At 47.7% G+C, this 14,143-nt stretch carries 10 protein-coding genes; 4 read left to right on the top strand and 6 right to left on the bottom strand.

The features are described 5' to 3' along the window. Position 1: 1 nt before the first annotated feature. Positions 2–2,161: a pyruvate formate lyase family protein gene (locus tag DPQ25_RS08630; protein ID WP_112332771.1), complete on the bottom strand. Its 2,160-nt coding sequence runs from the start codon at positions 2,159–2,161 to the stop codon at positions 2–4. A gap of 111 nt (positions 2,162–2,272) precedes the next feature. Between DPQ25_RS08630 and DPQ25_RS08625 the strand changes: the two genes are divergently transcribed. The 3 genes from DPQ25_RS08625 (at position 2,273) to DPQ25_RS08615 (ending at position 4,914) form a co-directional block, all read left to right on the top strand. Continuing rightward, a complete protein-coding gene (locus tag DPQ25_RS08625; RefSeq protein WP_112332770.1) occupies positions 2,273–3,073 on the top strand; it encodes an AraC family transcriptional regulator in 801 nt (266 codons plus the stop codon). Between the two features lie 338 nt (positions 3,074–3,411). Further along, positions 3,412–4,260, top strand: a complete 849-nt coding sequence (locus DPQ25_RS08620; protein ID WP_112332769.1) for a hypothetical protein — start codon at positions 3,412–3,414, stop codon at positions 4,258–4,260. Between the two features lie 246 nt (positions 4,261–4,506). Next, positions 4,507–4,914, top strand: a complete 408-nt coding sequence (locus tag DPQ25_RS08615) for a putative ABC transporter permease (RefSeq protein WP_112332768.1) — start codon at positions 4,507–4,509, stop codon at positions 4,912–4,914. 80 nt (positions 4,915–4,994) lie between these two features. Here the strand turns inward: DPQ25_RS08615 and DPQ25_RS08610 are convergent, their stop codons facing one another. Both DPQ25_RS08610 and DPQ25_RS08605 read right to left on the bottom strand, forming a co-directional pair. Beyond that, the gene (locus DPQ25_RS08610; protein ID WP_112332767.1) at positions 4,995–6,287 is read right to left on the bottom strand and encodes a glycoside hydrolase family protein; all 1,293 of its coding nucleotides are present in this window, start codon (positions 6,285–6,287) and stop codon (positions 4,995–4,997) included. A 156-nt stretch (positions 6,288–6,443) separates the two neighbouring features. After that, positions 6,444–7,733 carry an MFS transporter gene (locus tag DPQ25_RS08605; protein ID WP_112332920.1) on the bottom strand — a complete coding sequence of 430 codons (1,290 nt, stop codon included), beginning with the start codon at positions 7,731–7,733 and terminating at the stop codon, positions 6,444–6,446. Between the two features lie 618 nt (positions 7,734–8,351). On the opposite strand from DPQ25_RS08605, the gene DPQ25_RS08600 reads away from it, so the two are divergent. Further along, positions 8,352–8,981, top strand: a complete 630-nt coding sequence (locus tag DPQ25_RS08600) for a hypothetical protein (RefSeq protein ID WP_112332766.1) — start codon at positions 8,352–8,354, stop codon at positions 8,979–8,981. A gap of 305 nt (positions 8,982–9,286) precedes the next feature. On the opposite strand, the gene DPQ25_RS08590 is transcribed toward DPQ25_RS08600, so the two are convergent. From DPQ25_RS08590 to DPQ25_RS08580, 3 genes are all read right to left on the bottom strand, one after another. After that, the gene (locus DPQ25_RS08590; protein WP_112332764.1) at positions 9,287–12,346 is read right to left on the bottom strand and encodes a type I restriction endonuclease subunit R; all 3,060 of its coding nucleotides are present in this window, start codon (positions 12,344–12,346) and stop codon (positions 9,287–9,289) included. Between the two features lie 42 nt (positions 12,347–12,388). Further along, positions 12,389–13,603, bottom strand: a complete 1,215-nt coding sequence (locus DPQ25_RS08585; protein ID WP_207657302.1) for a restriction endonuclease subunit S — start codon at positions 13,601–13,603, stop codon at positions 12,389–12,391. Then, positions 13,593–14,143, bottom strand: a 551-nt coding sequence (locus tag DPQ25_RS08580; RefSeq protein WP_146740541.1) for an N-6 DNA methylase, incomplete at its 5' end; no start/stop codon positions are given. The genes DPQ25_RS08580 and DPQ25_RS08585, both read right to left, overlap by 11 nt.

The following is a 14,143-nucleotide window of genomic DNA, read 5'->3' as shown; positions in this document are numbered from 1 at the left end:
ACTACCGCCCCACTGCCGTACGTTCTATAATCATACGCTGCCATTCTTCATCCAAGGTTACAAAGCGCGCCGACCAGCCGGAAATCCGTACGGAGAGCGTCTGGTATTGCTCCGGATGTGTCTGGGCTTCCAACAGAACCGTATTATCCATTACATCGATCTGTAAGAAGATGCCGCCTAACTCCACAAATCCACGAATCAATGCCGTCACCGCCGCTAAACCGTCCGCTCCCGACACCGCCTCAGGGTACAGCTTTAGGTCCAACGCGGTTCCACCGGTCAGATTTTCAAGATGCGCTTTGCAGTGGGATAAAATAATCGCTGTCGCACCCGCTTTATCCGTTCCCGGTGCAGGGCTCAGGTTGCTCGATAAAATATCGCCCCGGCGCCCTCCCTGCGCTGTGGCGCCGCGGACGTCCTTCCACTCAATTTGACGCCCAAAGGTGCTAATTCCCGGCGGGAGCAGCACACCGCTGCGCCGTGGTTCCTCCGCCATAATTGCCGTATAATCGTCCAACAGGCGGGTTGCAATGGCATCTACCTCATCATTGTCATTGCCATAATACTGAAAATCATTTGCACAATGACGGCGCAGGGATTCCGCCCCTTCCCAATTATTGCGCAGCAGCTCTACTAGTTGGGAAACGGACAGCCGGCGTTCCTCAAAGACAACCTTTTTAATTGCATAAAGGCTGTTTGCAACATCCGGCAGGCCCCCCAGATGTGGCGAAAAGACATTATAAACCGGGCCGCCATTCACATAATCTCGCCCGCTCTCAATACAGCCATCCTCCATGAGCGCGACGACTGAAACGGGAAGCTGACCGTCAAAATAATGGTCCGCACTTTCTTTAAAGGATTCCAGCAGCTTTCTCAGTCCAGAGCGATAGGCTGTATACACCTCTTCGAAGCCGGCATAATCCGGGGGTGTACAGGCATCGTTTACATGCAGCACATCATTTTGCAAAACAGCAAAAGCATCCATTGGGCAGTAGCCAAAACGTGTCTTCCCCGGGACCTGAATCTCCCAGCAGCCATCATTGGCAAAACGCCGCGCCTCCTGCTGTGAATAACCGAAGTCCATCAGGCTTTGAATAATCTGTGTTTCATTGTACACGGCGGCTACCCCGCTGCCGTGGCGCATAACCTTGGCAATCTGCATATACAGCCACTCCGGGGTATGCGCATTGATCCTCACAGCTATTGGAAAATCACCAATAGGCAGCTCCTCCACCACTTCCAGCACCAGCCGTGTTACAGTGTTATCTGATTGACAGCCATTCTCATCTACTCCGCCTAAAACGATATTCTGATAATGCTGTCCATCTCCGCTGCCACGTGAATCGAGGGTGATCCATTCACAGCCCTTGATAAAGAAATGCGCCGTCAGTTCCCGGGCAAACGCCTCACTGATTGCACCTGTTTGCAAGTCCTTTTCCAAGAACTGCCCCAGCATCTGATCAATACGGCCGATGCCGGGCCAATTACCACATAGACGAACAAAAGCAAACAGGAACCACAGCGCCTGCAGGGCCTCTCGGAAAGAAGCAGGCGGCTGAAACGGCACCCGCTCCAAATTGCGGAGCAAGTCCTCGTAATAGGTTCGCTGTTCTGCGGTCCGGGCGGCCGCCAGCTTTTCAGACAAGGCGCTCATATAGCGGCCATGCCAAATGTGTATAGAATTGATGACCTCTAATAGCGAGTGCAAAAAATCCAGCTTTTTCGCGTCCCGCTCTTTGGCAGCCCGCTCAAGACGCTCCTCTATCCGCTGCTGATAGGAGTCCAACCCCTCCCGCAATATACGATCAAAGCCAAGCGTCACATGGCTCATGCTGGGAAATACTGTTTTCCCCTGAAAAACCGCGGGAACTACATGATTAATGGCGTCGCGCAGCGTTGCGCTTCCGCAAAGCAATTCGCCTTCACAGAAACGGACCGGCGCTTCTGCGGCAATTTTTCGGATGATTGCATCGTATTTCTGGTAATTGTTCATTTCTGAAAAGCCGGGTACATTGTCCATATCCACATGCGGGCTCTTATACAGGGCCCGGCCATATACAGCATTCAAGGCATCAAATGCAAATTTCCTGGTTGATGTTGAAAGCCGCACCGGCCTTTTTTCCCCCGGCGCCTTCATAGGAGACTGAAATATAATATCCATCCGCTCACTCCCAGATCAAAAAGATTCTTTTTTCAGTATATAAAATCTCAACGCTTAAATCCATGGACAAAAGCAAAAATATTATGTATTATTTTTATTGGAGGGGAGCTTATGGAGGATATTAGACACGTTCAACTGGAAACCCTGTTAGCCAGCCGGGGATTCTGCACGGAAGAGGGGCTGCGCCATATTAAGACGCTGCCGTATCTTTCCATCGTCAACTGCCTTGAAGGCAGCTATACCTTATCTTTAGCAAAAGGTAAGCCGTTTCATGTCCCGGCAGGCTGTGCGTTTATCGCGCCTGCTGGTATTTTGCAGGACATCACCCACCACCTACCGGAAAATGGGGCCATGAAAATGTGCTGGGTATTTCTTGACTTGAGGATCAATGGAATATACACCCTTGATGACCTCTATACTTTTCCAGCGCTGCTTTCTACGGAGCAATGCGCCCAGTTTCAGCCGTTAATCTTATCCTTAACACAAGTCCAGCCAACACTGCTGGACAGCTGCCGCCGCAGCCGGATCGGTTATGCGCTCGCAGAAAAGCTGCTGGTCCTTGCCACGCCGAAAGAAAGCTATGACTCTGTCATCATGCCGGCCATCCGCAAAATTCGTAAGGATTACAGCCAGCCGCTGCACGTAGAGGATTTAGCCGCACTCTGCCGGCTTTCACCCAGCCTTTTCCTGCGGCGGTTTCGGGAAGAAACCGGCGAGACCCCATGTACTTTTTTAATGCACCACCGGCTTGCTACCGCACAGGCGCTCTTACAAAGCACGGAGGACAGCATTCACGAAATTGCCGAACATTGCGGTTTTTATGACCAATTTTATTTTTCCAGACGGTTTCGGAGCCGTTACGGCCTCTCTCCGTCTCAGTACAGACAATCCTTTAGGGCTCAGATCATCTAAAACTCAGGTTTATTAGACTTCAACAAAGTAACCAAAAGCATACCATATAAATAGCTAAAATGCTTAAAAACTGCCGCACTATTCTTTACAGTTTTGTAACCTTCATTACCTTTATACTATTTTAAGTTGACTTATTTTCAGGAACCCTCTATGATAGAATAATGTATTATTATAGATTCTAAGCAAGTGGAGCTCTGTAGGTAAATTGGGCCCGTACACCGAGTATACGGCAGCCCGGTAAATTTTAAGACCAAGAGCGCCCCGTTCTCAAGAGGGATTATATTTTGAAGCATTGTAAAACGCACAACTCTTCGATCCTTACCGAAAGGAGGCTTGGTATGAGAAAAGTTGTAATCGGCCTTTTATCCGTGCTGCTCATAACGGCAACGGCATGTTCTTCTGGAACGGCTCAAAGCACGGCAGATTCTGCCGGTTCTTATAACAACAGCAAGGCTGCTGAAAGTGAAGAGAATGTAATTACCAGCAAAGCCCTGCACAATAACATCTACACCTGGAACGATTCGACTTATACCAACCCCGAACTCGGATTTTCTTTTCAGATTCCAAAGGTCTGGACGGCGAACGATTATAAAATTGTTGTATCACATGGCAAAATGGAAGAAGATCAAAGCGCCTATTCCAAGGTATCTTTTATCTTCAGAAGCGACCGTGAAAATCCCGTTCTAATCTTGATGCGCGTATCAAAGACCTGGTGGAACGAGCAAATAACGCAAGATTTGCCCCATCCGGAATATCTGGGTGAACAAAAGGACTACGTCTATTGCGCGCAGCTGCCGCACGGTTGCCCTTATGCAGACGAGGTTCTGATGGAGCAATACAACAGCATGGTGCTGACTTATGACCAAGTCCAGCAATATTTCTCCCTGCTGGAGTCTTCGGATATCACCTATGTAGACGGCACCCTGCTTGATTTCAGCTCCAACTATGTTACAATACAAACACAGGAAAATCAGGAGCTTACCTTTGCTTACTCCTCTTGGGAATGCTCGGTGGATACTACAGAGCTACAGGACGGCGACGCTTTTCGTGTGTATTACAAAGGAGAAATTCAGGAGGAATCCGACACCACACAAGTTACGGTTGTCCAGATTTCCTCTCTTGGTACTGTTGGCGCAACGATATCCTCAGAGGAATATTCCAGCCCGGTGCTCTCGGACCCCTCTTAAAAAATGCGGTCATCCATTTAAAACAGCCCCGGCTCGTTAGACAGTACAGTATACTGGCTAACAGGTGGGGCTGTTTTAAAATTGTCTGTATTTTGAGTAAGAAAAACGGAGAGCCTGTAGGGCCGTTCTTTTCAGCAGGCGCCGCCGCGCCATATGCATGCCATTAATTAACACGCAAACCCTTCGTATATTTGTTTCATTCATGTAAACAATGATGGTACGAACATCTACGGGAGGGTTTATGCTATGTTAAAAAAGAACGCCGTTTTATTTTTAACCGGCGGCACGGTCTATCCAGCTCTTGAGGTCCTCAGCAGGGGACGCACAGATATTTCCATGTCTATCGCCGGCGGCGTCTGCCTTTGTCTGATTGACCAAATCTGCCATAAAAAAATGCAGAACTGTTCTTTAGCACAACGTTGTGCCGCCGGATCCGGAATTATAACCGGTATCGAATTTTTAACCGGGGTTGTCGTGAATATCGTTTTGAAAATGAACGTATGGGATTATTCGGCTATGCCCGGTAATATTTTGGGTCAGGTCTGCCTGCCCTATTCCCTGCTTTGGTTCTTTTTAACCATTCCGGCGCTGGGGGTATGCGCCTGGTTTGAAAAATTTATCGCCCAGAACAGCCGTCTCTCCAGAAAGCTTTGACAAAAAGGCAAGCAATGCTTGCCTTTTTTACTGAATAACAAATATTTTAACCACAAAGCTCATGACAAGCAACGAATGAGTCAAAAATCTTCATCAATTATTTTTTCTCCGACTGTACAAATGCCGTTTAGCACAACATTTTTAAGACCGCCTTCACGGCACACACGTATTGCCGAAGCCGCCGGATTATTGTTCATCACATTGGAAATAACGGAATTTGCTACATAGCCATTGACCAGTATAGCATTACTACTGTCACACAGCATATTGGAAACCGTTATGCGAGAAATACTGTCCGGCCGATTTGAACCGTATGCTCCATCCTGTTCTCCTAACAACAATACCCCGCCACTATAAAAGCCCTCAGGTGAAGTATCTATCACACCGTCAATCACAACGTTCCATATTTTTGTTTCTACGGCCAGCAGGCGAATGTGAAAGCATATGCCCCCTTTGGAATATCCCTTCACATTACGAATGAGAACATTGTGAATATTCTTATCCCGCCTTGTCCAGTCGTTGTGCAGAACATGCGTTGAACCCAAGCTGCCGCCGGGGAGATATTCTTCGGGGCCGGCAATCGCCGTCAAGGCAATCAAATCATCTCCTGTACCGCCGGTGATATCCGAAATCATGATGTCGTGGCAGCCATTGCGCAAATCAATTCCGTCCTGATTTTCTATATTGTGAAGCAGCCCATCGATCTCTTTTGCCATACAAGCATCAAAATCTATGTTTTTAATGCTGCCATAGGCACAGGCCTCCAAAGAGATTCCCCAACCATGAAAATCGACTAAACGCAGATTTTCAATAGACCAGTTTTCAGCATTGGCAAACAAAATACCGATATTTCGCCAATCCCCACGCTGAGACTCCCCTTTCTTTCCCGCGTCTGTACCATAGGAATGCGAATGTTCATCCCAAAAGCTCGTTTTACCAAGACTTTTACGCTCTGCCGGGACCCAATCGGCTAACCGGCACAAATCCTCAGGCCTTTTGGGGCAGGGAAACGCAAGTACTTTGCTGCTGTCGCCTGTTGAACGGGGATGGTCTGCTCCCTCCAGCACACAAAGTCCTTCTCCTTTGATATGGATATTTCTGATGATTTCCGGATTATTTATGCCCAAGCCACAGTTTGCACTTCTGAAAAAATTATCCCTGCAGTTATCTGAGAGTTTTATTTTGCAATTACATAATAAAATGGTAGTATTTTCAGGAATTAAAACTGCACGGTCAAGTAGCCAATAATCGCGCCCGTCCTTTACAATTTCAGCACGAGAGGGAAGCATAAACTCTCCATTTTTACAAGCTTTGATCGCATTTTCTATTTTGTCACTGTCCGAATCCCCTATAAAACTGTCAAGGTTATTCATGATGCTGTCCTCCCGATTTTAATATGGTTTTTGAATATCTATTTTCGGAATATATCATTTATTACTAAAGCAAATCCTGTTTTTCAGCAACCGAAACCCGTATAAAAGAAGAGAACCTTATACCACCTAGGCCACCAATACCCCAGCCAGAAAGGCTCACAGCTCAATGGTGCTTTCACCCTTTTCCTCTACCTGCGGTTCTTGGATTCGGCAGATAACAAGCATTGCCGTGATAAACAACAGAAAAGTAAGGACAAAAGGCAAGCGGCGGTCCATGCTGGAAAGCCATCCGGCAAGATAGCCGAACGGAGACGAGAGGGCAATTGTGGATGCCATGATAAGAGCATTCAGGCGTGCACGCTCCTGAGGATTGATGTTAAGCTGAAGCAATGCGTCTTTACGCGGATTCACCAGCGCGGCAGCTATGGCTGCAACAAATACATAGAGCAGCACAAAGCCCAGGTTATCTGCAGGAGAAAAGATTAACACCAGGGCCGCCGTGGCGTATAACGCTAAACCAATCCAAAGCGGAACACGGAATTTTGTAGCGTTCATACGATGTTGAATCCCTACCATAAAAACCAGCATGACAGCAGCGTTCAAAATAGGAAACAGCGCCAGGAAATTTTCTGAAAGGCCCAGCCGTTGTGTCACATACAAACCGAAAAAGTTTGTGCTCACTATATTGGTAACATAGAGAATTACCGAGACGGCTACCGTTTTAAGCACACTTCTATTTTTCAGCAGATTGGGGATTAACTGGCGGTATTCCCCCAACATATGTAAAACGGATACGCCCTTTGTCTCTTCCCGGCGGATTTTGCCCTGCTTCGTCTCATGGCAGAACTTGAAGGTAATAAATGTTTTCATGAGCATTGTCAGTGCAAAAAGGAAATATAGCACCCGCACCACCGGTACCATCGAATACGAGCCGACAAACAGGCCGGAGAGCGGCGCAAAAAAGATGGCCACCAGCCCGCCGATATTTACCCAAGTGTATATTCCCACCAGATCCTTTGGACGGGCATCCTCAATAAGCAAACAATACCACGCCGTCTGGTTGATCTGTTCAAAGCAATTGAGGATTGCCGCGGCTAAAAACAGCCAGAAATTATTCGAGATGGCCCACACCAAGCAGGCCAGCGACCAACCGAAGAAGTCCCCCATCATCGTAGTAAATTTTCGACCCATTTTGTCGGACAAAATACCCCCGAAAAAGGAAAACAACACTTGAACTACCATCGTGATGGAAAGAATCAGGCCAATCTGCACATCCGTGACGCCCTGTGTATACATATAAAGAGTAGCAAACGGTGCGATAAGGTTGTAGGGAATGCCCCATAGCGGTTCAATTAATACGAGTGTCCGCGGATTTCCCCCATTGTCAGCTAGTACCTGGAGGAGGGGGTGTGCTTTTAGATTTCTTATTTTTGCTTTCAGATCCATATACAATATCCCGACTTTCTCTAATTTCTCGCTTATTCTATCATACTTCCAAGCAAACAGGAAGAGCTTTTTGATACTATTTTTCTTCCCCTTGATTTTCGCAAAAACGCCTTACGCATGACTTTGGTCTATACCTTAGCCATGCAACTGTTCTGTATAAAAACGCTAAAAAACAAATCAAAGCACTATAAAGGCGCGTATTCTGCTTAGGCGAAGTAGTGTCTTCCTTCCTCAAAAAGGTTCTATTTTTGAAAGACAATACTAAGTAATCTCTATACTTTGGGAGAAAAATCGCCGGTGCGCTTGTGACACTTCCGGCTTGCCACCAACCTTTTTAGTCCAGTGAGAGTTTTACCCTACCATCTAAAATATGGAAAATCTCTTTTTCATATCCACTTGATAAAGATCTATACATTTTAACGTACTGTTTTTTTATTTATCTTTCCGAGATAAATTCCATTTCCGTACCGTATTGTGAGAATAAAAAAATACTAAAAAGCACTATTCTATAAATACATCTATATCAATATTATAATTAATATTAAAAAACGCTATTGATAAAATATCAAAAAATGATATATTATATAGTAAAGTAATTACGCAAAGGAGTAACATATAATGGAAAATGACATGAACTATTTTGACATTCTTTTAAAGAACAGCAAATCACCCAAAAAGCAGATAGCCGTCTATCTGGATGACGCTAAAATTGAACGTATCGACATGGTGACGAAGCAATTTTCCTCCATCAGCGATTCAAAAAGTTTTTCAAGAAACACATTAATTGAAGAAGCCATCGATAAATTTCTGACAGATTCGATACAATACCTAAAAGAAGCACATGGGATTGATGTTGATGCAGCAATTGAAGAAGAGAACCTAGAACGATTTGACACAGTAATATTTGCATCTAAGGAAAGAGGGTTTGAAGAGACATTTTTAGGGGAATCTGAAACTCCGTGCTGGTATCCTTGCCGCATTAGTCCTGTCAGAGAACACCGCGTAAAATATATTGCTATCTATCGTGGGCTACCAGTTTCTGCAATTACTCATTATGCAAAGATTAAAGAGTTTCGAGATGACCCGGAAAAAAATGAAAAGGTCTGTATTTTTGATGGCGCGCCCAAAAAATTACCGCACGAAATTAAATTGGGCAGCAGAAATGCTTGTTATTTTCAAGGAACGAAATACACTTCTCTGGAGAACCTCTTAAATGCCGAGAAAACAGATGAATTAACATTTGGATAAAACCTCTCTCTTGCTGCCTGCAAGCCGTTGGTATTACAGGGGTTCTTTACCCCTTCGGACCAGATCTGAGCCTGGACGCATTTCGCGTTCCGGGCTCGTTTTTTAATCGCTGCTGCAACTATAGCTGACAAAATACCAGAGCAAAAATCCCCCGGCAATGGAGGGCTGCTTTGCGGCGGCATTTATCTCTTTGCTTGTAATTAGACAGGAGCCTTCAGACTTCAAAGCCTTTTTGTTTTCATCACTCGTTCTTCGTTTTTCATTTCTGTAGCCAAGCTGGACGTCCAGTAGAAACATTCAGCAAATTATAGGTTATCCGTCCACATCTCACACTGGCTGAGCACTGTGTTGAGGGCATCCTCCACGCCTTCCGGCGGGTATTTGTACTTTTTTAGCAGGCGTTTCACCATCCTCCGCATTCCGGCGCGGGCGGTCTCCTTTTTCTGCCAGTCAATGGTTCTGTTTTTACGCAGCATTTCCGTCAGTTCCCTTGTTATTGCGACAAGCTCGCTGTTTTGGTAAAAATCCTTGACTGCTTCCGGCTTAGTCAGTGCATCATAGAAGGCCATTTCCTCCGGCGTCAACCCCAACGCCTCCCCCTGCCTATGCAGCCCGGCAATCTGCGCCGCTGCTTCCAGAAGCTCCTTGATGACCTCCTCATTGGTAATCAGCCCGTTATAATACGCGTTCATCAGCTGTGTAATTTTCTCCGAAAACTTCTGCGACTGCACCACGTTGGTGCGGCGGAAAACCGCCACCTGTTCCGCCATCAGCTTGCGCAGGATTTCCGCCGCGATGTTCTTCTCTTTCATCTTCGCGATTTCTTCCAGCACATCCGGGTCGAACAGATTGAATTTTTCGCCGACTGTTTTGCTATCGAACAGGTTAATAACGCCCTCGCTCTGCACGCTGGCCTTTAGCAATTCATTTATCTGCGTGTTGATTTCGTTCAGCGACAGCGGCTTGCCGCCTTTTCCGCCAATGGTCAGCTTCATCGCAGTAGAACGCACCGCCTCAAAGTAGGCGGCCTCGTGCCGCTCCTGCTGCGTGGTCAGGCTGGAGCACAGGGAATGAGCCTGCCTGAGCAGCAACGCTTCCTTCAGGAACAAATCCTTCCGAGCACGGACGGAAGTGTCCAGCACAAAGTTGACGCCGCCGGAAATCGCCTTTGCCATATCCAACGGGCCGCCGCGCATAAATCCACTGAAATCAAACTCATGCATCAGATCCTTGCAGACCTGCAGTTTTTCCTTAAATTTCGGGTAAGCCACCTTGGAAATATCCATATCGCCGTATTTGGCGCGGTCGCGGTCGGTATATTCTTTCATTGCCGCTTTCAGCGCCGAGGCAATCCCCACATAATCCACAATCAGACCGCCCTCTTTATCCTGGAAAACGCGGTTGACCCGGGCGATGGCCTGCATCAGGTTGTACCCGTGCATGGGCTTGTAAACATACATGGTAGCCAGGGAGGGAACATCAAAACCGGTGAGCCACATATCCACCACAATGGCAATTTTCAGGGGGCTGCCGTTGTCCTTAAACCTGCGGGCCAGCTCTTCCTTGTAAGCCTTTGTGCCGATGATGGCTTTCCAATCCTCCGGATCGTTGTTGCCGCCGGTCATGACCACAGCTACCTTCTCCGTCCAGCCAGGACGCAGCTCCAGAAGCTTGCGGTAAATCTTCATGGCGATAGGGCGGGAATAGGCCACGATCATCGCCTTGCCGGTGAGCAGATTGGCCCGGCAGGCTTCATAATGGGCGGCGATATCCTCGCAGAGGGACTGTATGGTAGAATCCGCGCCCAGCACGCTTTCCATCTGCCCCAGCATTTTCTTGCTTTTTTCAATTGCAGCGGAATCGGCCTGCTGCTCTAAAAGCTCGTAGGTAGAATCGATCAGCGCCAGCGTGTTCTGGTCAAGCTTCAGGTGGATCACCCGGCTTTCGTAATACACCGGGCGGGTGGCCCCGTCCTCCACGGCCTGCGTCATGTCGTATACGTCGATATAGTCGCCGAACACCCTTCGCGTGTTGTGGTCTTTGGCGGAGACGGGCGTGCCGGTAAAGCCCACAAAGGTGGCGTTCGGCAGGGCGTCCCGAATCACCCGGGCGTTGCCCACCACCACACGCGCCTCTTGTTCACCTTCCTCATTCTTCGAGAGGACGATTTTCTCATCAAAGCCATATTGCCCGCGGTGGGCCTCGTCCGCCATGACAACAAGATTCCGGCGCTCCGACAGCGGCTTTTCTCCCCGCTCAAATTTGAACATGGTGGTAAAAATAATGCCGTTAGCGGTGCGCCCCTCCAAAAGATCTTTTAAATGCTCCTTACTCTGAGCCTGCAGCGGCGTCTGGCGAAGAAAAGAAGCACACTTGGCAAACTGTGCGTAGAGCTGATCGTCCAAATCGATGCGGTCGGTCATCACCACAATGGTGGGGCTGTCCAGCGCCTCCTGCAACAAATGGGCGTAGAACACCATGGACAGCGACTTGCCGCTGCCCTGGGTGTGCCAGAACACGCCGCCCTTTCCGTCGGTAGCCGCGGCGATTTTCGCTTTCTCAATCGCTTTGCGTACCGCAAAATACTGGTGATACCCCGCCAGAATCTTCGCCGGCTTCTGGCTGTCGCCGGAGAAGAGGATGAAGTTCTTGAGAATATCCAGCAGGCGTTCCTTTTGGAACATTCCCTCATAAAAGGTGTCAAACTGCGCATAGGCGGTATTTTCGTAGCGGCCGTCCTTGGTTTTCCACTCCATGAAGCGGTCAAAGCCGGAGGTGATGGTTCCCGCTTTGTTGGCGGACAGGTCGCTGATGACGCAGACGGCGTTATAGATGAACAGGGCGGGGATGTCCTGCATGTAGTTGCGGATCTGGTTGTAGGCGTTTTCCGCCCCCACCTCATCCTTGGACGGGCTTTTCAGCTCCATAAGCACCAGCGGCAGGCCGTTGATAAACAGGAGTATATCCGGGCGGCGGTTGTTGCCGTTTTCTATGTAGGTAAACTGGTTGACAACCTGAAACGTGTTGTTCTCCGGCCTTTGGTAGTCCAGCAGGTAAACAATGGCGGTGTGCTCCTCCCCCTTGGCGAAGTATTTGGCCTCGACGCCGTTCTGGAGGTAGTCCATGAATACCCGGTTTTTCTCTATGAGACTGCCGCCCTCAAAGCTTTTCAGCTTGCCCGCGGCCTCCTGAATGGCCTCCGGCGGCAGCTTTTTGTTGATGCGGGCAAGGCTGTCAAGCAGCACCGCATCCAGCAGGGGGCTTTCATAGTCCCGCTCCAGCTCCGGCGCGTAGAGATGAGTATAGCCCATTTGCCCGAACAGCTCGATGATCGCCTGTTCATAGGTGGCTTCGGTGAAGGACATGGAAAAGCCTCCTTCTACTTTTAAAAACAAGAATTTAGCGGCTTAGAGGTCGATGTCGGAGACATCAATCTCGCCGGATATTAGCTTTGGTAACAATGTGTCTCGGAGATTTGCCAAACAATCAGACTCAAGTGCATTATTATAGATTATGTTTGTCGTTTTCTCCGCAAGAGCATCAAATGTTTCCACTTCCTCTTTGGTAGGAACATAAACAGGATGCTTAATAATGTGTGTTACTTTGATACTCGGTTGTACTGAACCGATATTATAAGAAACCAATTCATTCTTTATTGCAGAAAGATATTGATATAGATAATATGCAGAAATATTTTTTACCCTGAATCCAACAACATTCTGCGCAATACACCCTTTGGATCCTAAAAAGATTTTTATTTCTGCAAGACTTCCAACTGTAGAAATTAGTATGTCTTTGGGTTTAGGGTGTCCGCTTCTAAACCAAGAAGAGTAGGTTTCCGCCGAGACATATTTGGTGCATTTTGTGTAATCTACAATGCGGGAATTGCCGGATAAAGCTCTTACATCAATGACAGGAAATTCTGTTGGGGTAGTTACCAGAGGTGGTGTTTTGCCCCTGTTATCGATGCTTGTAACCAACTCACCTAACGGCAAATGATTATAGGTTTCAACATCAGCAATTTTTTCTGAGAAAAGTTCGGCAAATATCTCACGAAGTTGCTGCTCTAAATTATCGTTTATCTCAGAATTTGTTTTTATCCTGTTTTGCAAAGAACCGATTAACTTAACCACTTTCTTCTGTGTTTCAAGGTCGGGCAATTCAATCTTAATTTTCTGAAAGGTCGAAGAAGGGCGTGCCAATGCTGGAACGCCTACTTGCGAGGCATTACTTAACAATTTACGTTGACCTATCGGTGTGTGAAAATAGTAAACAAAATACTCTGGTAAAACATTCTCATTACACTTAATACGGAATTGGGATTGTGATATGACATAGCGATCCTTTTTCGCTGTCTGAGGAATGTAAACAATCTGTCCAAGCGTGCCTCTATGAGTAATAACGACATCGCCCTTATGTGCATTGGCCTTTTTTAGAGAATCGGCTTTTTCTTCCGTGACATAGCGGAATGACTTCTCAGTTAGTTCAAATCCCTCAAGGTTGCTACCATTAAGGACAGGAACACCTTCATCAACAAAGCTGTCCACCTTGATGTTTGAGCCAAACGGTCCCATTGCTATCTCGTCTATTAAATCAGCGACAGGGTAGGTTTTATAGTTCATACCCAATCGCCCCCAGCTTTTCCCGAATCTCCTTTTCCAGCTCGCGGGACTTTTGGAACAGCTCCGACAGCTCCCCGGTGAGGCGGGCCATCTTCTCCTCAAAGGGCTCGCCGTCGTCCTCCTGCTCCTCTATGCCTACATAGCGGCCAGGGGTGAGGATGTAATCCTGCCCTTTGATTTCTTCCGTCGTTGCCACAGCGCAGAAGCCTTTTACGTCCTCCAGCGTCCCCGCCGCAAAGGCGTTGTAGGTGTCCGCGATTTTCCCGATGTCCTCGTCGCTCAACTCCCGCAGCTTGCGGGTGACCATGGTACCCATTTTCCGAGCATCAATGAAAAGCGTCTTGCCCTTTTGCCTCTTGTTCTTGGAGAGGAACCACAGGGAAACGGGAATCTGCGTCGTATAGAACAGCTGGGCGGGCATGGCGATGATACAGTCTACCAAATCCGCTTCGATGATGTTTTTCCGGATGTCCCCCTCGCCGCCGGACTGGGAGGAGAGCGAGCCGTTGGCCAGCACCATGCCCATGCGGCCGTTTGGCG

The sequence above is a fragment of the Hydrogeniiclostridium mannosilyticum genome (assembly GCF_003268275.1).
GTDB lineage: Bacteria > Bacillota > Clostridia > Oscillospirales > Acutalibacteraceae > Hydrogeniiclostridium > Hydrogeniiclostridium mannosilyticum.
The sequence above is the reverse complement of the archived record's forward strand: the minus strand, read 5'-3'. Positions and strand labels throughout refer to the sequence as shown.

Excerpts from the sequence above, each read along its gene's own strand:
- DPQ25_RS08625 (WP_112332770.1), top strand. The coding sequence starts at position 2,273 with ATGGAGGATATTAGACACGTTCAACTGGAAACCCTGTTAGCCAGCCGG.
- DPQ25_RS08605 (WP_112332920.1), bottom strand. The coding sequence starts at position 7,733 with ATGGATCTGAAAGCAAAAATAAGAAATCTAAAAGCACACCCCCTCCTC.
- DPQ25_RS08590 (WP_112332764.1), bottom strand. The coding sequence starts at position 12,346 with ATGTCCTTCACCGAAGCCACCTATGAACAGGCGATCATCGAGCTGTTC.
- DPQ25_RS08615 (WP_112332768.1), top strand. The coding sequence starts at position 4,507 with ATGTTAAAAAAGAACGCCGTTTTATTTTTAACCGGCGGCACGGTCTAT.
- DPQ25_RS08585 (WP_207657302.1), bottom strand. The coding sequence starts at position 13,603 with ATGAACTATAAAACCTACCCTGTCGCTGATTTAATAGACGAGATAGCA.
- DPQ25_RS08620 (WP_112332769.1), top strand. The coding sequence starts at position 3,412 with ATGAGAAAAGTTGTAATCGGCCTTTTATCCGTGCTGCTCATAACGGCA.
- DPQ25_RS08600 (WP_112332766.1), top strand. The coding sequence starts at position 8,352 with ATGGAAAATGACATGAACTATTTTGACATTCTTTTAAAGAACAGCAAA.
- DPQ25_RS08630 (WP_112332771.1), bottom strand. The coding sequence starts at position 2,161 with ATGGATATTATATTTCAGTCTCCTATGAAGGCGCCGGGGGAAAAAAGG.
- DPQ25_RS08610 (WP_112332767.1), bottom strand. The coding sequence starts at position 6,287 with ATGAATAACCTTGACAGTTTTATAGGGGATTCGGACAGTGACAAAATA.